13 protein-coding genes and 2 rRNA genes are annotated in these 21,096 nt (G+C 49.0%); 2 read left to right on the top strand and 13 right to left on the bottom strand.

The genetic code is table 11. The features are described 5' to 3' along the window. The first annotated feature begins 27 nt into the window (after window positions 1–27). Both T500_RS0102890 and T500_RS16270 read left to right on the top strand, forming a co-directional pair. A complete protein-coding gene (locus T500_RS0102890; protein ID WP_028906874.1) occupies window positions 28–378 on the top strand; it encodes a PadR family transcriptional regulator in 351 nt (116 codons plus the stop codon). Next, window positions 375–1,949, top strand: coding sequence for a PspC domain-containing protein (locus tag T500_RS16270; protein WP_028906873.1), 1,575 nt, complete (start codon window positions 375–377; stop codon window positions 1,947–1,949). Before T500_RS0102890 ends, T500_RS16270 begins: the two co-directional genes overlap by 4 nt. 55 nt (window positions 1,950–2,004) lie before the next feature. On the opposite strand, the gene T500_RS0102880 is transcribed toward T500_RS16270, so the two are convergent. The 13 genes from T500_RS0102880 to T500_RS0102820 all read right to left on the bottom strand — a co-directional run. Next, window positions 2,005–5,580, bottom strand: a complete 3,576-nt coding sequence (locus T500_RS0102880; protein ID WP_028906872.1) for a glycoside hydrolase family 38 C-terminal domain-containing protein — start codon at window positions 5,578–5,580, stop codon at window positions 2,005–2,007. An 87-nt stretch (window positions 5,581–5,667) separates the two neighbouring features. Next, window positions 5,668–7,791, bottom strand: coding sequence for a TIM-barrel domain-containing protein (locus T500_RS15035; RefSeq protein ID WP_036908335.1), 2,124 nt, complete (start codon window positions 7,789–7,791; stop codon window positions 5,668–5,670). Between the two features lie 33 nt (window positions 7,792–7,824). Then, a complete protein-coding gene (locus T500_RS0102870) occupies window positions 7,825–8,550 on the bottom strand; it encodes a SusF/SusE family outer membrane protein (protein WP_080694772.1) in 726 nt (241 codons plus the stop codon). Between the two features lie 10 nt (window positions 8,551–8,560). Beyond that, a complete protein-coding gene (locus T500_RS0102865; RefSeq protein ID WP_028906870.1) occupies window positions 8,561–10,810 on the bottom strand; it encodes a glycoside hydrolase family 31 protein in 2,250 nt (749 codons plus the stop codon). A gap of 182 nt (window positions 10,811–10,992) precedes the next feature. Beyond that, window positions 10,993–12,594 carry a DUF6377 domain-containing protein gene (locus T500_RS0102860; protein WP_028906869.1) on the bottom strand — a complete coding sequence of 534 codons (1,602 nt, stop codon included), beginning with the start codon at window positions 12,592–12,594 and terminating at the stop codon, window positions 10,993–10,995. Between the two features lie 170 nt (window positions 12,595–12,764). Next, window positions 12,765–13,895, bottom strand: coding sequence for a SusE domain-containing protein (locus T500_RS0102855; RefSeq protein ID WP_028906868.1), 1,131 nt, complete (start codon window positions 13,893–13,895; stop codon window positions 12,765–12,767). Window positions 13,896–13,914: 19 nt separating this feature from the next. Beyond that, window positions 13,915–15,840, bottom strand: coding sequence for a RagB/SusD family nutrient uptake outer membrane protein (locus T500_RS0102850; RefSeq protein ID WP_028906867.1), 1,926 nt, complete (start codon window positions 15,838–15,840; stop codon window positions 13,915–13,917). A gap of 17 nt (window positions 15,841–15,857) precedes the next feature. Continuing rightward, the gene (locus T500_RS0102845) at window positions 15,858–18,917 is read right to left on the bottom strand and encodes a SusC/RagA family TonB-linked outer membrane protein (protein WP_410543871.1); all 3,060 of its coding nucleotides are present in this window, start codon (window positions 18,915–18,917) and stop codon (window positions 15,858–15,860) included. 350 nt (window positions 18,918–19,267) lie between these two features. Continuing rightward, window positions 19,268–19,489 carry a DUF2795 domain-containing protein gene (locus T500_RS0102840; RefSeq protein ID WP_013063838.1) on the bottom strand — a complete coding sequence of 74 codons (222 nt, stop codon included), beginning with the start codon at window positions 19,487–19,489 and terminating at the stop codon, window positions 19,268–19,270. A 65-nt stretch (window positions 19,490–19,554) separates the two neighbouring features. Next, on the bottom strand, window positions 19,555–20,118 hold the full coding sequence (locus T500_RS0102835; RefSeq protein WP_028906865.1) for a cob(I)yrinic acid a,c-diamide adenosyltransferase: 564 nt from the start codon (window positions 20,116–20,118) through the stop codon (window positions 19,555–19,557). 11 nt (window positions 20,119–20,129) lie between these two features. After that, window positions 20,130–20,648 (bottom strand): hypothetical protein, encoded by a 519-nt coding sequence (locus T500_RS0102830; RefSeq protein ID WP_036908332.1) that lies wholly within the window; start codon window positions 20,646–20,648, stop codon window positions 20,130–20,132. 94 nt (window positions 20,649–20,742) lie between these two features. Next, window positions 20,743–20,855 (bottom strand): 5S ribosomal RNA (rrf, locus tag T500_RS0102825). Between the two features lie 118 nt (window positions 20,856–20,973). Beyond that, window positions 20,974–21,096, bottom strand: a 23S ribosomal RNA gene (locus tag T500_RS0102820); the annotation flags it as partial.

Here is a 21,096-nt window from a genome sequence, read left to right as displayed (position 1 = left end):
GCAGAAATCTTTTAAAACGGTAAAGATATGAACATTGAAAATGCAAAGTCGCAAATGCGTAAAGGCATGCTTGAGTACTGTGTACTGCTACTCTTGAAGCATCGCCCTTCATATGCCAGCGACATTATCCAACAACTGAAAAATGCCGAGCTACTGGTGGTGGAGGGTACACTCTACCCACTATTAACCCGACTTAAGAACGATGGTTTACTGCAGTACGAATGGCAGGAGTCGACCCAAGGACCGCCTCGTAAGTATTACGCCTTGAGCAAAGAGGGCGAAAAGTTTCTCGAAGGGCTGGATGGAGCCTGGCAGGAACTCACTAACACCATTAATTATCTAAAGAATGTTACACCAAAATTATTAGAATCAAAATGAAGAAGAATATTACCATCAACCTGTGTGGACGTCTGTTTCAGATAGACGAGGATGCCTACGAGCTGCTGCAGCAGTACATTAACTCGCTCCGTTCATCGTTTGGCAAACAGGAGGGGGGCGATGAGATTGTGGACGACATCGAGAGCCGCATCGCCGAACTCTTCGACGAACTGCGCCAGCAAGGCGTCGAGGCCATCACCATCGAGCATGTAAAGGAAATCATCACCCGTATCGGCAAGCCCGAAGAGCTTACAGGCGAGGATGGCGAGAAGCAACATGAAAGCAACGGCACCAACTGGGAGGAACAGGCCCGTTCGGCTGGACAGAAGATTTATGAGAATGTACGCGCACGTACAGCTGGCAAAAAACTGTATCGCAACCCCAAGGATAAGATGCTGGCAGGTGTCATGTCTGGTATTGCTGTATATACCAATACCGACCCTGTTATCTGGCGATTCCTGATGATATTGTTTACCTTCTGCTATGGCGTGGGTATCTTTATCTATCTTGTGTTGGCACTCGTCATTCCCGAAGCCAGAACACCCGAGCAGCTGTTGCAGATGGAGGGCAAGGATGTTACGCCGCAGAACCTGGCAGATGTAGTGGTTGAGGGCGAAAAGCAGCACGTGCAGCGTCCCGGCTTTATGCGTCTGTTGTTCATCATCCTTATGAAAATTGTTATAGCCTTTGTCGTTATCATTTCAATCGTCGTGTGCATTGCCCTGTCACTCGGATTCTTCGGCGTGCTCATTGCTACGGTTAGTGCGATGGTGCTGCCATTAAACAGCACCCTACCGTTCAGCCTCGGAGCTATGGGACTAGAAGGCGCATGGGTTAGTAACCCCAAGATGCTCATCATCTTTGTAATCGCCCTGTTCCTGGTATTGCTTCTGCCCATCTATGCCATTATCCACTTGGTACTCTCACTCACTGGCAAGATCCGCCCTATGGGTGTTATTCAGCGTATCGTAAACATCGTGCTTTGGGTTGCCGCCGTGTGCATTGCAGTGCCCTTGGGGATCACCATTGCCAATTATCATTATGACTATTACCAGGATCGTTACCAAATAGATACAACCACCACCTATCAGGGGATAAAAATGAATGAGAATGATGCCGATTTCCTGCGCCGTGGTAACTGGAATCTGATAAAAGCCAAGAACTGCGATCATTACACGTATTATGGCCTGGATAGTCAGGAGTTCGACAACGTTCGTTTTATGGATGTGTTTAACAATCGCTGCGAGGAGGTATTCCAAGCCGAGCGCAAGGAAAAGGTCGAGCCTGGTATTTACGAGCTTACATGCTATGCCCGAGCCGAGGGTCCTGGCACTTTTGTTTATGCCATGGGCAATAAAAAGTTGTTGCAGCCCATCCCCGTTAACGAGAATGAAAACGGAATGGGATGGAAGCCCATCACCATTGATAGCATTGTGGTAGCAGGTGACTCAATAGCCTACGGCATATCGTCGGATTCAGAATTCACAGGAGAAACTTGTCACGCCAAATGGTTCTCGGCTATGGACTTTGAACTTACCCGCACAGCCGACCTGCCAAATACAAAGAAATAATTGCGGTCACAAACGAAAAAAGAGAGCTGACAAACATCAGCTCTCTTTTTTGTATTTAATAAACCTCTAACTCATAGATGCGGGCGGCAGAATCCTGGCCCTGTGTAGGAGCTATCACAAAGAGTCGCAGATAGCGCACGCTGGTAGCTGTGAAGCTGCGATCGGTGTAGTTGTTGCGATTGCCTTCGAACATATCCAGCGTTTGCCACTCTTCGGTATCGCTATTACGCCCCTGAAGCAGACAGGTACGGGTGATATAAGCCGACTGCTCACAAGCAGCACTCAGCACACGCCAACGCGTGATAGTGGTAGGTTTACCAAAATCGAATACCACATAATTAGGAGCAGCCTGCGGATCACACCACTTGGTGTTAGGATCACCATCAGTCAGCAGGGTGGCGCGCTCATCGTCGTTGGCCTCGCCCGAAACAGCGATAACCTTAGCCTCGCGCAGCAGGTTTACCTGAGCCTGGGCAGATGCAGCTGTCTTTAGTGTGGTGGGCAGGATTGAGGTTTTAAACAATGGTGCTGCAACGGTTGCATCAGCGATATCGTTGGCGGCTGTAGCCGCGAAGATAACCACATGCTCATCCTCGGGCAACTTAATCTGACGTACACCTTTCGGTATATCCAAACGTACACGGAACATATAGGTAAACTCGTAAGGCTCGTCGCCGGCACCAGAGTGGCGATGACTGCCTACCCAAGCCACCTGGGCATCCTTGAGGTAACCCACGGTCTGACCATCGTGGCCCCACTGGCCAATAAAGCCTGTATAGTAAGGTACACTCACCTGCTGCTGTTTGCCACCAACAGTAAACGCAGCCTGACGGTCGTCCTTATCCGATGCCATCAGCAGATATACGTGGCGGTAATCCTTATCAGCAGGCAGCTGAATGGTCTGTCCCTTACAGGTCACACCGTTAGCAGCATCCTTCTCGCCAAAGGTGAAGGGGATATCGCCTACGGTGATACCCTCGTCGGGCAGCAACTCGGCAGCATAGCTGCAGCCACCCTCGAAATTGCCCGAGGTACGGAACTCGTTAAAGCTGAAGCAATGGCGATCGAAATCAAGAGCCAGCTGCTGCACATCGGGAGCAGTCTGCTGCTTTGTGTCAGCCAACAGCACCTTGTAGGTCTTCACGCTGTAAGGCTTGATATCTACTACCAGCGAGCCGCCATCGGTAGCAGCCTCGCCAATGGTGCGCTCGGTACCATCAGCCTCAACAGCCTTAACCACTGGGGCAGCAAAAGTGATACGAGCCTGCTGGGCACCCTTGCCACTCATCTCGTACACACGTATTACATACTCATCACTCACCTCGGCACGCTTCAGGGCACGAACCACTACATTCTTGTTATCAGAGCTGACGAACGAGAACTGCTTACCTAATGTACCTGCATGACGATCGGCATGGAACGTACGCAGCGGACTATTCAAACGGTCGGCCTCACATACAGCCTCTACAGCATTAAGTGCGCCCTCGTGACCCACCAGGCTGTAGGTGAACACATGATGACCGAAGTCCTGACGGGCCTGATAGGTATAGCTACGACCTGGCTGTGGCGAATAGAGCAGCGACAAACGCAGAGTGTTGTCGGCGGGTTTATCCCAACCGTAACGCGAATCGTTAAGCAAGGTTACACCATAGTCGCCCTTGCGGTCGGTCAGGTCGGTCCACTCGTGGGCATACACCTCGAAACTGTTATCACGGTTGTTGCCACGACGTACGCTACCCAAACCAATATCGTAGGTAGCCTCAGCATTAGCCACACTAAGTGGGAATTCAGCCTTGAGCAGGGCATTAAGCGAACGCCAGTCGACCTCGTTCTCAAAGTCGATACGATCGGCCTGTGCACCCTCGTACAGATGGATGCGCTGAATGATGTCGCTCTCGCCATATTTCTTCTTGATAACCAAAGTCTGTCGCAGGCTGCCAGGCTGGATGGAAATCTCTACAGCATCGTGAACAGGCAACGGAGTCTTATCGAGTGTGCGCTTCAGGATTTCCCAAGCAGGCCATCTCTCTGAACGACAGTCGTCGAACACCACCAGGCGCAGACTTTTTCCGTTAGCCACCAGCTGGCGGTTATTCTTTTTATCGATGAGAGATACAACATCACCGAAATCATCTACGGTAAGCTGATAACGCGACGACTGGATGGTTCGACCTGCGGTGGCGGCAGCCATCTTCTTATTGCCAGCAGCCTTAACACCATATACAGCCATACCAGTAGCAGGTACATCGGCATCGAACAGCAGCACGCGCTTACCATCGCGCTCTACTACCTGCGAAGCCACACTACGACCATTAGCATCGGTTACACGGTAATCGCGGTTATCTTTCACTTCTACCTGTGCGATGGCACGGACGGGGGTAGTTTCATTGTTGTAAACCACAACAGGCTGCCCCGAAACGCGTGTGTCCATCAGGCGGGCAATGCCCGAAACGCTGTGTGTAAGCACATCCGAGAACTTCTTGAGTGCCAGCAGCTCATCGTTCCACGAGAACTCGTAGGCACGGGGAATGCTGGTACCAGTCAGGTCATCGTGGAACTGATGCCAGATGACGCGCTTCCACGTATCGGTCATCACATCAGTTGGATAGCTGGCAGCGCCTAGCCAGTCGGCCATCACTGCTGTACGTTCAGCCGCATCACCCAGGTGTTCGTTCTGACGGTTATACAGTTTCATGACTGCCTGCGAAGTATAGCAGCCGTTGCCATGAACGTCCATAGGCAACTCACCGTTGAATACTGGCAGTTCAGGGTGCTTGTCGTAAGGCAGATAATCTTTGTAGATCTGATCGCTGGTAGCACTCACAATCTTAATCGGGCCGCTACCTTTGATACCTTTCTCGATAGCACGCACTGAGGCGATGGTGGGCGAACCACCGATATCGCCAGTACCATAGTAATGATAGGCCTGACCAAGCGGACTCTCACCTATCTCGCGCAGCAACTGTTGGTTCTGCGACAGGTCTTCGTCGTTGTAACGCTGGCTGTAATTGAAACCGTGGGTCATCATGATGCGACTGCCATCGATACCCTGCCACAGGCCAATGGTGTAAGGATAACGCTTGCCACCCTCGTAGAAGGGATTGGTACGCCACACCAGTTTCTGCGACGAGAAACCAATCAAGCCGCAGTGAGCTGCCAGTGTGGGCAGCGTGTAACCAAAGCCAAAGCAGTCGGGCAAGAACACATCGGTGCTCTCTGTATTGAACTCCTGACGGTAGAACGTCTGACCCAGCAAGATGTTACGCAACCACGATTCGGGCGAGCAGATAATCACCTCGTTGGCATCCCAGCCGCTACCGGTCAGGTGCCAGCGGCCATTGGCCACATAGTGTTTCAACTCGGCAAACTGCAACGGATAGTACTCCTTCATCCAGCTGTACTTAACGGCACCCTCGAAATTAAAAATGTAACTTGGATACTGCTTCAAGAGCATCAAGTTCTGATCGAGCGTACTTTTTATGTACTCGCGAATAGTGGTTTGCACGTCCCAGTTCCACTGCGTGTCCAAATGGGCATCGGCAACCATGTAGGCCTTCTTCTCGGTCTGCGCCAAAGCTCCCGATGAGAGCAGCGCAGCCACAGCCACAGATAAAAACTTTTTAGAATTCATAATCATAGAATGTTAATTAATGGGTTGGTGCCGCAAAAGTAGCCCATTTCGCCGGAATCGATGTTCTCGTTTCTGCCTTTTTTGTAATTATTTGATGGGAACGGTTATTGCTGCGCCTGTTTTCCAGGCACTGTACTTTACTTTGCCACCATTTACGTAGCCGATACGCAACTGACGCTGAACAGGAGCCAGTTGTCCATCCTTCTGAGTGAGGGTTACCTTGAGCTGGTTTTTCAGCTTAACGGCCTTCATTTCAGTCAGGCGATACTGCCCCTTCTGATAGTCAAAGCCATCACCAGCATCCTCATACAACTGTCCTTTGGCTTGTCCGTTGGCATCCACGCATACCAGCAGAGTGAGCGAGTCGGTACGCATCTCAGCTGTGCTCTGAGCCAGATTAGCCAGAGGGATAATTGATCCAGGGCGCTGGCGCAGTTCGGCCTGATAGCTATCGGTATTGGTCTCGAGTGTCAACTTCTGCCAGCTGCCGCCATCGGGCTGAGCCACATCAGTTGCCCACTGTGGACGAACCATCAGGTCGGCACCCAACAGGAAAGCACGGTCCTCGTTACGCAAACTCAAGTCCTTAGGATTACTCATAAACAGCGGACGCATCACGGGCATACCATCCACACTGGCCTCGCGGAAGCAGGTGTAGATATAAGGCATGAGCATATAGCGGCGATTGATGGCTGTACGACACACATCGAGCACCTTTTCGTCGAAAGCCCATGGCTCCTGATCGATAGTACCCTTGGTATTGTGGTTGCGCACAAAGGGGAAATAAACACCCAGGGCTGTCCACTGAGCCACCAGCTCGGCATTAGAATTCTCGCAGAATCCACCGATATCAGGACCATTGAAGGGCTGACCGCTCAAGCCTAACGTAAGTGTCATGGGCACGCTGAGTTTCATCTGCTCGGGCGATGAGAGATTGTCACCTGTCCAGGTAGCCGCATAACGATGACCACCCAAGAAGTTTGAACGCGACAAAATGAACGGACGTTTCTGCGGGTTAGCCAACAGCAGACCCTGACGACTGGCACGTACCATGTTCAAGCCGAACACATTGTGGAAACGCAGGTGGGGACCTGCAGCACCGCCATCGCCATTCAGGTGCTGGTTATCACGTGGCATGGTGCTCTCTTTCTGTCCAAACACAGCGGGTTCGTTCATGTCGTTCCAAACACCATCCACGCCCTTAGCCATAAAGTCCTTATATAGCGTGGCCCACCAGGTACGTACCTCGGGACGGGTAAAATCGGGGAAGTGACAGGCACCTGGCCACACATCGCCCTCGAAAGGCTTGCCATCGCGTGTTTTCACCCAATAATCACCTGCGGTACCCTGATCGTCAACAAAGTAGCCTTTCTCTACCTTCACACCGGGGTCGATCATATACACCGACTTAAAGTTATTCTGATGCAGATAATCGTTCAAACGGTTTGGATTGCTGAATCCTTTGGGATCGAAGGTAAAAATGCGATAGCCATCCATATAATCGATATCCATCCAGATTACATCTGATGGGATACGGTGTTTACGCAGCAAATCGGCTACCTCCATCACCTTACTGTCGGGATAGTAGGTAAACTTACACTGGTGGTAGCCTAACGACCACAGGGGAGGTAGCGACATGGTACCAGTGAGACCCACCAATGCCTGCATGAGAGCCTGTGGACTCTGGCGCTCGATAATGAACACACGGAAGGCCGGGCCCTCGCTATCAAAGGTTACCTCGTGGTCGGCGGTAGTAATCTTCTGTCGCCAGGTATTGTCGGCAATGATACCAAAGGCTGTACCATCCTTACGCAGACCCATCACCCAAGGATGACTCTGATAAAGGTGGGTACCATCATCAACACCATAGGCAGGGGTATCAACATTCCACAACTCGATGGTGCGACCGTTACGGCGCAGCGGACCAGTCACCTCGCCTGTGCCATAGAAATCCACATCGTCGGTCACGCGGATGGTTGCTATACTATGACCATTCTGCTGACTAAAAACAACACGCAGAGGCCACTGGGCATCCAAGGGATTAATGGCAGCAGGCTCCTGCTCGAAGATGGGCGAAGGCTGGTGCTGCTTGGCATCGTAATGGGCAGGGTAAAACACGGCCACACTATCGTTGGTGATAAATGCAGACTGAGCCATCGCAACAGATGCGATGGCCAGACTACTAAGGATAAAACTGATTCTTACAGTCATGATTACTAACTATTAATTAACTCAATTATTATTTCATTTCACTAACTCGGCCTGGATGGTTTCGTTAAACAAATCTACCTTGATACGATAACGCCCATCGGCTGATAATGTCCACTTGGTATCATCACCACCGGTATGGAAGCGCTGATCTTTCAGGATATCCGTATCGGTCGCATAAGGATGGATGGATTTGGGATGCCAGCGGTCCTGTCCCTGGAACTTAAAGCTGGCAGGCTCCTCAACCTCGGGATGGCGTTTCAGCTCGCCCTCCCAAGTCCAGATGCAAGGATTGTTCAAGTCCTGTTTCATCAGCAGCATATGGCCTTCTGACTTCCAGCCCACCTCGGTGGCACCGCCAGCTAAGAACAGCTCGCCCCAAGGCTGGAACAGTTCGCCACGTAACTGTTTCTTCTCGGTATCGATATGGAAACGGTAACGATCCTCGCTTACCACCACCTGCCAGCCAGCCTGCTTGGCATCGGTAGTGATGGTATAGTCGATACCTTTGTTAACGATATTGGCATCGGGGGTGTTAGCCACCAGATAAGTAGTGCCCTTGCCTGCTTTCTTGGCGGTACTGATACGCAACTCGCCTGCCAGGAGGCGACCAGCATACTTAAAATCGTTATCGCTAACCTTGGTGAGCTTCTGGGCGCCACCAGGCACAGCGGAACCCGTAATCCACAGCTCCTGATACTGCTGGGCACACATGGCAATACACACCACCAGTGCAGCCATCATCATATATAATCTTTTCATCACACTTACTTTATTTAATTGTTATCACAGTTCTCTTATCACACGATGTACGAGTCACATTTACGGTGAGCAAACGGCGCTGCGCATCGTATTTCCATTCGCTTTCAGCCACCTGACTACCGTTGATAACCACGGTGCTAGGACGATTAACAGCCAGGAACTCTACGGTGTACGAACGACTCTCAGGCATGCCCGCAAATTTTCCCTCACGGGGAAGAATGGTGAGCGTGTTACCCTCGTGGCTGATGGTAGTGGTGGTATAAGCCCCCTGCTTGTAGCCCTCGGTATCACCCTCGTCCTCGTAAAGCGAGGTCTGTCCGTTACCACCAGGCACAACCTTCAGTATCAAGCGGTCGGGACGTGTGCTGAGGTTCATCATCGGTGGATTATTCACAATCACGCTACCAGCACGGAAGAAGTAAGGAATCTCCTCCATGGCATAACGATCGGTAAAGGTGCGATTACCTTCAACCACCTTGTTGCGGCACACATCAAACCAGCGACCTTCGGGCAGCCAGGTACGACGGGCCGTAGTTCCATCCTTTTCGGGTTTGGTAACCACTGGAGCCACCAAGATATCGTCGCCAAACATATACTCATCTTCAAACAGATAGGCATTGTTAGCCTCGGGCCACTCGTAATAGAGCGGACGGCACAGACTAACGCCCGTATCATAAGCCTGGCGGGCTGCGGTATAGATATAAGGCATCAGCGCATAGCGCAACTTAACCGTCTCGAGCAACGAGGGGAAGTTAGAGTACTTCCAGATGCGACGCTCGATACCTTCCCAGTTAGTAGCATGGGTGCGGAAGATAGGGGTAAACACACCGAACTGCATCCAGCGCAGATAAATCTCGGGATCGTTGCCGCCAGTCTGTTGGTGTCCGCCCAGGTCGTGGCCCCAGTAGCCAAAGCCTACATTCGAGGCAGTGGCAGTAAAGTAAGGCTGCCAGGCCAAGGTTCCATAAGTAGTGAACGAGTCGCCCGAGAAACCGATAGGATAACGATGACTACCAAGGCCGCCCCAACGATGGAAAATCAATGGGCGACGGTCAGGACGATTCAGTCGCATATCGTTATAGAACACATGGTTGCACCAGAATGTCTCACCCAGTCCATCAACATACTTACTGGTGAGGTTCTGCTGCCAGTCGAGCCACCAGAAGTCGACACCCTGACGCTCGCGGGCACGGATAATGTGCTTAAACATATTGTGGTAAAAGCGGCCATCACTCAAGTTCCAGGGCACACGCTTGGTCTGTTTATCCAGTCCCATATCCTCGCGCAGATCATCGAAGAAATCCTCATCATCGTCCACACCATCAGCTGGGTGCAGATTCAGCGATACCTTCAAACCGTGTTGGTGCATCCAGTCGATAAGACCTTCGGGATCGGGAATAGCCGTACGGTCCCAAGTCCAACCGGTCCACCCCTGGGTGTGCCAGTCCATATCAAAAATCATCACGTCCATCGGGATGTTGAAGTGCTTTACATCGTTCACAATCTCCATGAACTCATCCGAGGTGTAACGCTGGTATTTGCTATACCAATAGCCCAGCACATAGAGTGGCGGCATGGGCTGGCGACCGGCCACCTTGATGTAATCGCCCAACGCCTTCTTATACTGATGACCATAGCCTAAGAAGTACCAGTCGATGGCCTGCTTGTCAACGGGCTCAGCTACCCAGTCGATACCATCCACCTGCTTGTCGAATACAAATGTGTTCGAGCCATCGCCACGACGGGTCAATGGCGACTCATCGATAATACTCCAACCAGCACGCGACAGCAAACCATTCTCCAGTTCCTGGCGCTTGTTATCACCAATCTGTCCGTCGAGAGTACGGGTGGTTCCCTTCAGGTTCAGCGCATCATCCTTGCCAGGATACCACAATACACGACGGCCGTTAAGTGTCATCGAGATGCTGAGAACCTCGGCTGATGGATGGCACCCATCTATCACGCCACCTATCTTATATTTAAGCGTAAGGGCCGACGTCTTGATTTCAAGATAGCCATCCTTCTCTACTGCCGTAAAAGCAGGTACGGGTAAACGACGGTTCACGATAGCAAACGTAGCACGATCCTCGAACAGCGAACGGTCGCTGTACTGAATGCGAATCATTTCGGGCGTCAATACAGTAAAACGCGCCTTGCCAGAGCGTACGACAGCATCGGGATGAGCCACCGGATTCAACTCCTGTGCCCACGCGGTGTTGATACTCAGACAAATGAATAATAAAGTTAGAATTCGTTTCATTTTATAAAATACGTTTTTGTTATTTCATGCACAAAAGTACTGCAAATAAAGCACACACGAAAGGAAGCAAGTAAATGTATAATGAATAATATGCAACATATCAAAGAGAATGCTGATAATCAGCAAGTTCACTTAAGTCGAGTTAGTTGTTTGTATAACAGAAATATTGAGCAGTGAGCCGCCTAGATTTCCATAATCAGGTGCTCAAACTGCTCGTTGTCCACCGTCGAACGGTTCTTTATTCTGGTTTTATACGTATTTACCGTATGTACCGAGTAATCCAGGAACTTGGCAATGCGCTCGCTATCGTTGATACCCAATCGGATAAGGGCAAAGATACGCATCTCGGATGTGAGCGACTGCTCGTTGGCAGGCTGCTTACGGTCTTTCTCCTCGAACAGCGCATTATAACGCTCCACAAAGTCGGGGAACAATTTCAGGAATGTCTGATCGAAAGCCTCATACATATTCTCACGCTCAGCATTAAGGGTTGAGAGTTTCATCATCGAGCGGAGATCCTCGTACTGACGAGCTGCTATCTTACGATCGATAGCCAGATAAAGTTTCTCCAACTTGGCAATAAACTCGGCATTGGTATAGAATGAACGACCGATATAGGCATTCTTGATCTTATCATCCTCCTGCAACTGCAGATTAGTGAGCTTGAGCTGCTCCAACTGCCCGGCAATGGTTTCACGCGCCTCGGTAAGCTTTAGGTTCTTACGGCGGATAGTCCAGTAGCTCCATAGACATGCCAACAACAGGATAACGAACAGGGCCGTTGCCACAAACAGCCAGTTACGCTGACCACGCATACCATCGTAGCGATCTTGCTCGATAATAGGCAGGATATCATTGATTTCCACCTTACGGAGTCGGGTTCCGTAGAAGTTTACATCCTCTAAAGCCTGATGCACATACACGCTGGCACGTTCATGCTCACCCTCCTTAAAAATCAGACGAGCCAAATGATAAAGAGCGGTTATCTCACGTGTTGCCGTTTCGTTATCAGCCATAGCCGCTTGGGCGAAACATACTATAGCCTTATCCTCATGCTCCAATAAGAGATGAGCCCATGCCATCTCTGCCATCGCTTTGGCACGCATGTGCAAGTCGTCACCACATCCATCAAGTACATGTTGCAGCGACTCGAGTGCTTTCTGATGCTCGTGCTCACGCAACTGGCGCGTACCAGTAACCGACCACCACATGCAGGAATTGGGCGGCACAATCTGCTTAAGCGAGTCGAGATACCCATTACTTCTGTTGATATATTTGGTATAAAAGGGTTCTTCCTTGATGTAATCGGCCATATTGCGCCACAGCAAGCTTTTAATCTCATAATAATCCTCGAGAAGTTTTCCGCTAAGCGCACTACGATCTATCGAGAGCATCACATCGTGAGCCTCGCTCAAGATACCAGCCGATATCAACGAGAAAGCAATAGCCTCTTGCGACTGGGCGATATACTGTGGATTCTGCAGACGAGTGGCTAATCCCAAACAAGCATAAGAGTAGTGACGGGCTGAGTCGTAGCGATAGCTTTTGTATTCGTTGTATAGGGCGTACATCTGGGTAAATTCGCGACCTTCGGCCTTGGCTTTAGCCATACCCTCTTTCAGACTTTCAATACGGTCGATACGCTGTTTCTCATAATAGTCACGCTTGGCAAGACTGGCATCCAGTTTGTTTAACCAGTCGGCAGTATTCTTATCAATTGCAGCCTTAACAGGCACCATTAAAAATACCAATAAACATGTTAGTATAGGTTTCCTAATCTTCATTTTAGTTTGAGTCTTCGTTAATCGCAGCCAAAGTTAAAGATAAAAACCCAACCACGCACCATCTCAATTCAAAATATAACAATAATTAACGCCATAAAAACCAACAGGCAATTAATAGCTCACAGAGAGCTACTAACTGCCCATCGGCCGAAATATTACTTTACTACTTACTAATTAGCCGGTTCGAACTTAGTCCACATATCTGTAGCCAACAAACAGAGCGTAAGAGTGTAACGCCCGCTCACAGAAGGCACCCATTTTACGTCACCACCATTGTCCTGATAACGATAGGTTGACAAACGGTGGTCGGTTAATGGATCGGCATTATAGTCAGGCGCGAAGAAGAAGGGATCGCCCCAGCCATTACCAACACCAATTTTAAACTCACCACCAGCATTGAAATCGCCAGTCCAAGCATAATAATATGGTTCGCGTGCGCTACCTACCATCTCCAAACGACCATTAGAGGTGTTTGTATTCCAACCTACCGAACAGCCGTTACCACAAATCCAGATCTGTCCTGGTGTGGGCAACTGAACGATGTCAAGTACACGACAGTCGTTGAAGCCGACGTTGGTATCCACGATAACCGTACGCTTGCCATTGCCATCGAAACGGAAATCGCGCACATCACCGTCTGTATAGTACTCCAACTGCTCGCCTTCGGCCATACCATAGGCAGGATAAGCCTCTGGTGTGGTGGTGAAGTGGAACTTGCAGGCACTCATGTTCAACGTAGCCTCGTAGATGCCAGTACCCAACTGGCGCTGATCCAGACGCTGGGTACTCTTCTTACCATCATCGGTGGTAATCTGCATGTACAGGTAGGGTGAGTATTTCTCGTAGCCTGTAGCTGTGAACTCGACAGTCGAGAGCTCAGGCTTGATATAGCGCTGCTCGTTCCTGAAGACAGCCAGCAACTGAGCTGTTACCTTGACAGCCTGACCTGGCAGAGCCCACTGGCTCAGCAGACTATTCAGTTCGTCGTGGGTCATCGAATAAGTCAGGTTAGTGCCCAACTCCTTATAGTCGGAGTGACTCTCCTTCTGACCTGTGGGATAGAGGCATAGCTTGTAGCTGATGCCTTCGGTTGATGGGTCGACACTTGTGGCCGCATCCCAACTGAAGGTGACGGCCGTCTGGTCGGCAGCACTCTTGCTGAGGGTAATCTCCTCAACCGAGCTCTTCACGTGCATCTCGTCGGGGTTCTCCTCCAGCGTGAAATACTCTGGGTCCTTGTTGCACGATGTGAACAGCAGTCCTGTGCACAAGGCACTGAATATCATTGCATATTTCTTCATAATCGTATTCATTTATAGCTTAATTACCATTTTCGTTTACCCAGAATGGGGCCTCGCGCAAGTTGGGGTTCTTCTCGTACTCGTCGATATAGATAGGCATCCAGTAGTACTGTCGCTTCCAGATACGGGTCTGGAACACAGTGCGCTTGAAGAATTCCTCAGGAGTGCTACCCTGGAAGTTCATACCATAGTCGTCGCCACACATCTCGGGCAGGTTCTCGGCCTCCTTCCAACGACGGATATCGTACCAGCGATTGTTCTCGCAGCACAGCTCCACACGGCGCTCGGCACGAATCACACGGCGCAGCTCGGCCTGGGTGTCATCCACATGGATGAACTTCTCGTCCATTGGGCTCACGTCAGCAGTGGTATACTGGCGCACGCCGGCACGCTCACGGATACGGTTCAGATACTTCAGCGCCTCCTGACGCGAAGAACTATTGTCGTAGCACTCGTTCACAGCCTCGGCATAGTCGAGATAAGTAAAAGCCAGACGATAGGTAAAGCCCTGACGTGGGGTGATTGACCCGGTGAGATTATTATCGAGCACGTTCAAGCCCTTACGAGCCAGATAGCCATTCTGTGGGGCATCGTGAGGTGATGAAGTCTGGATATTATCGCGACCGTTATAAAGGAAATCATACTTACGATTGCCTACAGCCAACCAAGCACCATGGAACGATACAGCATTGTAGAAACGAGGCTCGCGGTTGCAGTACATATTATAGGTACCACGGGCGGTAACCTGTCCGGGCTTACCTGTACCATACTCCCAGTTGGTGATATCCGAACGATCGTCAACAGAGGTCGACATACCATCCTCTACATAACCTGAGTTAGGATCGCTGATGGGCAGACCGTTCTTGGTGAAGAAGGCATCAACCAAGCCCTGATAAACACCCAGACCACAACCACCACCATACTCACGTACACTCACCTTAACCAGGAAGAAATTATAACTATTATTCTTGGTTACAGGGAAGGTAATCTCGTGGTTACCCTCGCTCCAACGCTTGATGTGCACGTTATAGGTACTCATGAAGGGGTCGATCTCACCATTAGGACCTTTCTCGGTATAGAGAGCATAGCCAGCTTTCTCGGCCTCGTCGATACAGAGTTTCAAAGCTTCTACAGCACGCACCCATTTCTGTGGATCGTAGGTAGGATTAAAAATCTGTTCACCTTCGTTGTTCACATAATCCTTGTACCAAGGGTTACCATTCACCAATGGACTGGCGGCAAAGAGCAACATGCGCGAACGAACGGTGAGCGCCATGATGCGGTTGATACGACCATATTTCGAAGGATCGTCATATACAGCAGGCAGTGCCATAGCAGCCTCCAACATCTGCTTATCACAGTAATCAACCACATCGTCGAACTTAGACTGACCTACCATCAAATCTGCCAAATCAAAATCGGTGGGTGCAATATAATCGGGCTTGAAGGGGATACCACCATGGTTTTCGGCCAACTGCCACCAGCCATAGGCGGTAAGGAACTTCACCTCGTTCTTCATGTTGTCAACCTCCGACTGTGGCAGGTCGTGATCGGGCATGGCCTTCACCATATTATTAAAAATGTAGCCATGTCGGATATAACGGGGCATCATCTGCCAGTAATTGGCATCCCACTGTGAGTTAATGGTCCACTGGCCGAAAATCTTTGGGATAACTTTGCTCCAGTCCCACTGCTGCCAACGCTTTGAAGGAGTCATGTCATCGGCAAACACCTCATAACCGTCGGTTTTCAGTTCCCACTTATCAGGCGTATGAATCACATTATATACATAGGCCAGCCACTGGTAAACCTTTTCACGATTCTCGAACACCATGTCGGTGGTAAGCTCGGTATCGGGCTCCTTGTCGAGATAGTCGGAGCACGACACTAACGAGCCGCTAATGGCGCTAAGCGCACAGAAAATATATAGAAGTTTTTTCTTCATAACAATAATACGATAAACTAAAAGTTAATGTCGACACCGAACATCACTGAACGGTTCATTGGATACTTCAAGCCGTCGTTGGTTCCCAACTCAGGATCCCACAGCTTGAACGACGAGAGGCAGAACAGGTTATTGCCACTGACATACACACGACAACTCTTCACATAGAAACTCTGCAACCAAGACTTGGGCAAGGTATAACCAACCTCAAGAGTCTTACAACGCAGGAAGCTCATATCTTTCTTCCACCAGGTAGAACGACGGTAGTTGTTCACGTTAGGACCATAGGTCAGACGGGGCCAGAAGGCATATGGATCCTGATTGGTCTCTGTCCAGCGATCGTCGAGATTATAACTGTAGGCGTTACCCTCCGTAGTAGTACCACCACCAGGCAGGAAGTAAGGCTGATTACCAATCACACGATACATATCACCTGTGCCTTGGAAGAAGAAATTGAAATCGAAGTTCTTGTAGCTAATCACCCCACCGAAACCATACACGATGCGTGGGTCTTCAGTACCACCAATGTAACCTTCGTCGGCCTCAGTAATAGCACCATCACCATCCACATCTACATACTTAATGTCGCCAGGATGCAGAATGGCAGCACCCACACCATCCTGTGTAGGAATACCATCCTTTAAGGTTCCGTCGGCATTAAAGTCGTCGTAGGTGAATAAGCGCTCAGCAACCAAACCCCACAACTCATTCATCGAGCGACCTGTGGCCGAACGGTGAGTGCCCTTCAGAGCCTCTGGCTCGTCTTTCTCATCTACACGGTTCTTGGCATAAGTAAAGTTACCATAGGCCGAAGTGAACAGGTCCTTGTTCCACTGCTTGTGGAAATTGAGTGTCACCTCAAAACCTTTGTTAGATACCTGACCGAAGTTAGCCCAAGGAGCCTTCACAAAACCAGTCTGAGTGGGAATGATGCTACGCTCCATAAAGATATTCTTACGCTTCTCATTGAAGAAATCCACATTCAGATCGAGCATATTCCACAAACCGACCTCGATACCAAGGTTCTTCTTGGTCACGGTCTCCCAAGTCAGGTTATCAACACCAATCTCACCTTCGGTGATACCCTTGACACCATCGCGATCATAGTTTTTCTGACCATTGGTTCCCCAAATATAGCCCTCCTCGTTGGTGAAAAGTGTGCCCAGATAGGCAAAACGGCGACCACCAATATTATCATCACCGGCCTGACCAATGCTGGCACGGAACTTGATCTTATGGAAGATAGGTTTCAGTTTCTCCATGAAGTGCTCCTCACTGAGCAACCATCCGATAGCAAAAGAAGGGAAAAAACCGAAACGCTTACCCTTGGCAAAGTTCTCAGAACCGTTGTAACCGAAGTTGAACTCAGCCACATAGCGGTTGTCATAGGTGGCCGACAAGCGACCGGCGATACCCTGCTTACGGTAGTCCTGAATACTACCATCATCATAGGCCTGCTGATTGTAGAGCAACATGGCATCCACATCAGTCTTACCGAAACGACGGTTGTACATCAGGTCGGTCTCGAAATACACGCGGGTATTACCATATTCATTGCCCTGCTCGTTGCCCAGCGATTCATCGCCAGCTTCATGCTGCGAGTAAATCAGGTTACCCTCTTCATCACGTCCAGTAGCGGGGAATACGGTACTTGGTTTAGCCGTACGACTACGACGGCTACGGTTCCAGCGGTCGAAACTAAACAGACCCTTAGCCTTCAATCCTGGCAGAATCATCTTCAAATCCTGCTCAACACTGAACAGAGTCTGAATTTTACTTGAAGTAATGAAGTCGTAACCTTGCTGAGTGACCGTACGCCAGGGGTTAGCACGATACGAAATCACAGGGATAGCACCATCACTATAACGGGCTGGATGCACGAAAGGCAAGGTACGGAAAGCCTCACCAAACGCATCATTGGTATTGCAACGCTGCTTCTTGAATCGGTTCAGATAACCACCAATGTTTACACGGAGCATGGTGGTCTTGGTCACGTCCATATCAATGTTGGTGCGCAGGTTATACTGCTGGTTGTTAGTTGCATTATCGAAAACCAAACTCTTATCCTGCTCCAACAAACCAGTCTCCTTAAAATATGAGGTCACAATCGAGTAGCGCAGGAAGTCTGAACCACCGCTTACTTCTAGATTACCGCGAGTAGTATAGGCATAATCCTTTGTAATGGCATCTACCCAGTTCACATCAGGATAAAGGTCGGGATCATAGCCAGAGCGGGTACGGTCAATCTGCTGCTGTGTAAAAGGCTGAGCCACCCTGTCCTGAGCAGCCAACTCGTTGAGCAGCGACATATAGTCGGGCGCATTCAGGAACTTTGGCAACTGAGTGGGCTGATTGATAGCGTGTTCAACATGGAAACTCACCTGAGGTGCTCCTATCTTACCACGCTTGGTGGTAATCACGATCACGCCGTTAGCACCTCGGACACCATACATGGCCGACGCCGAAGCATCTTTCAATATAGAAAACGACTCAATTTCAGCAACATCTACGTTATCCAAGTCACGCTCCACACCATCAACCAGAATCAATGGGTTGTTGCTACCAGAGAAGGTTGAGATACCTCGAATCCAGAAGTTTGAGTCATCATAGCCAGGCTCACCTGAGCGTTGAATACCAATAACACCACTCAGCTTACCAGCCAGATTATTAGATAAAGTACGCGTAGAACCGAACTGCAGCTCAGCAGGCTTGATGGTCTCGATAGCACCAATGATAGATGCTTTCTTCTGACTGGAATAACCAGTTACTACCACTTCGGTAAACTCATTGGTTTCTTCCTCCAGCATCACATTCAGCAGGCGCGAACCATTTACCTTTACCTGTTTGCTAGCAAAACCAATGTAATTAAACTCTAACGTAGTACCACTCTTAGCGGGCACGTTAATTCGGAACATACCATCAGCATCGGTAATGGCACGAGTTTCAGTACCCACCAAAGTTACGGTAACACCAATAAGCGGTTCTTTCTGCTTATCGGTTACAAGACCTGTTACCTGGTTGGTCTGTACGCTTTGCGCCACAGCCGCAGGAGCCTGAGGCAACAACGGAGCAGCCATCAGCATAGTCAGGCTGCAAAGCATCACAGAACCGGCAGGTAACCAGAAGTGACAAATTTTGGTTAGTTGTTTCTTCATTTTTTGTTAAATTGTTAATTTGTTAGCTTTGGATTGATTTGCGGTGCAAAGTTAACCTCTTATATCCATTATTCGCCAATAAAAAAGATTTGTATAAGGCAATATAAGCCTTTACGAACAAAATACATACTGATTATCAAGTAGTTAACAATTCAACAAACAACACGTGTGTATAACAGAAATATAAAATAAGCAACATGACAAATCACGCAGATTATGTCATGTTGCTCATTAAAAGACGTCTAAGGTTAGAGCTCGTTTGTTTTCAGCAATTAGTACTCATCCTCGTTGAACAAGAAATCTTCTTTAGTAGGATAGTCGGGCCAGATGTCTTCGATGCTCTCATACACCTCACCTTCATCCTCAATCTCTTGCAGATTCTCCAATACTTCGAGTGGAGCTCCCGAACGGATGGCATAATCTATGAGTTCATCCTTGGTAGCGGGCCAAGGTGCGTCTTCTAATTTCGAAGCTAATTCAAGTGTCCAATACATAATACAAGTTTGTTAGTTTAACTAATTCATTTTTTTATTCGGCCGCAAAAGTAATGAATTAATTTCTATCTACCAACATTTTGCCATACTATTTCACTCTGATTTGCGTTAAAATTTATTTTTTTTGCCAAAACAAACAGATAATCGCTCAATCTGTTCACATATTGCAATATTTCAGGGCTAATTTTTGCCACTTCCGACAAGGCAACAATGCGACGTTCGGCCCTACGACACACCGTTCGACATATATGTGCCTGAGAAGCCTCACGAGTTCCACCAGGCAGCACAAAGCCCTGTTTCTCGGGTAACAACTTCATAATGACATCTATCTGACGCTCTACCATCTCTATCTCGCCCTCAGGCAGATATGCGGAGGGAGATAAGGTTGTTTGATCCTGATCGGTAGCCAAGTTGGTACACACATTAAACAAACAGTTCTGAATGCGCGTAATCATCGATTTGTCATCACCATCAGGTAAGGACGAGGCCAACAGACCTAAATGACTGCTCAGTTCATCTACCGTGCCATAAGCCTCAAGACGCTCACTGGCCTTCGATACACGCTGACCGCCTACAAGCGATGTTTTACCCATATCGCCACCTCGGGTATAGACTTTAGTTATTTTCATAAATTGATTGGTTAGAAGTTAATCTTATAGTGGTGTTTATATCTCGTTCTATCAAAGCATACGATACCGCAATAGTAAAGGTCATAGGTAATCACGGTTCTAGTGTCGGATTCTATCTCGTGCCAACGTTCCAAATCACGCCAGATACTCTCGACCACCATTACAGATTGATCATCGCATTTTGACAGCAAAGCTTCCCAAGCGGCTTTATCCTCAATGGAAACTCTAGCCAACTCTACTTTATTAATAGTAGGTGTAAAAACTGTTTGCTGACATCCTGCCTGCCAGTAGCGTTGGTATTCATCTGGAATCATCATAGATGGCTGGCGCCAATTGGCTAAGCGGAAATAAAGGCGTCCCAGCTTACTGGTAAGCCAGTCATCACCCTGAAGCTGCTCATAAGCATAATAAGGCCAATGCTCGTTGATAACGTAGCGTACAAACGAGTAATCGGTTGGCGACTGGATTCCAAACCCACGGCACCGATGAATGCGACTGAGCCAAACTAAACAGCGTTTAAATAGATTCATCACTGCAAAGATACGAATAAGCGAGTAAAATTCCAAATAATAAATACAAAAAAAAATAGGAACCACTCGAAAGTGATTCCTACTTCGTTTAAAAAGACGGCGGCTTCCTACTCTCCCGCATTGCATTGCAGTACCATCGGCGCAGGTGGGCTTAACTTCTCTGTTCGGAATGGGAAGAGGTGGGACCCCACTGCAATAACCACCTAATAGTTCGTTCTAGAACTTCTAGCTTAACTAGAATATCTAGTATAAGGTTGACAATTGCACACAAGAAACGTAGCTCAAGATTGCTCTTGGAAACAACTACATCTGATAATATCAGCATGAAGCGAAAGATCTCGGGCAATTAGTAGTGCTCGGCTTTGACGTCACCGTCTTTACACCTGCACCCTATCAACGTCATCGTCTATGACGACCCTCAATGGAGTCCTCATCTTGCGGCTGGCTT

The sequence above is a fragment of the Xylanibacter ruminicola Ga6B6 genome (assembly GCF_000687715.1).
GTDB classification, from domain to species: Bacteria; Bacteroidota; Bacteroidia; order Bacteroidales; family Bacteroidaceae; genus Prevotella; species Prevotella ruminicola_B.
The sequence above is the reverse complement of the archived record's forward strand: the minus strand, read 5'-3'. Positions and strand labels throughout refer to the sequence as shown.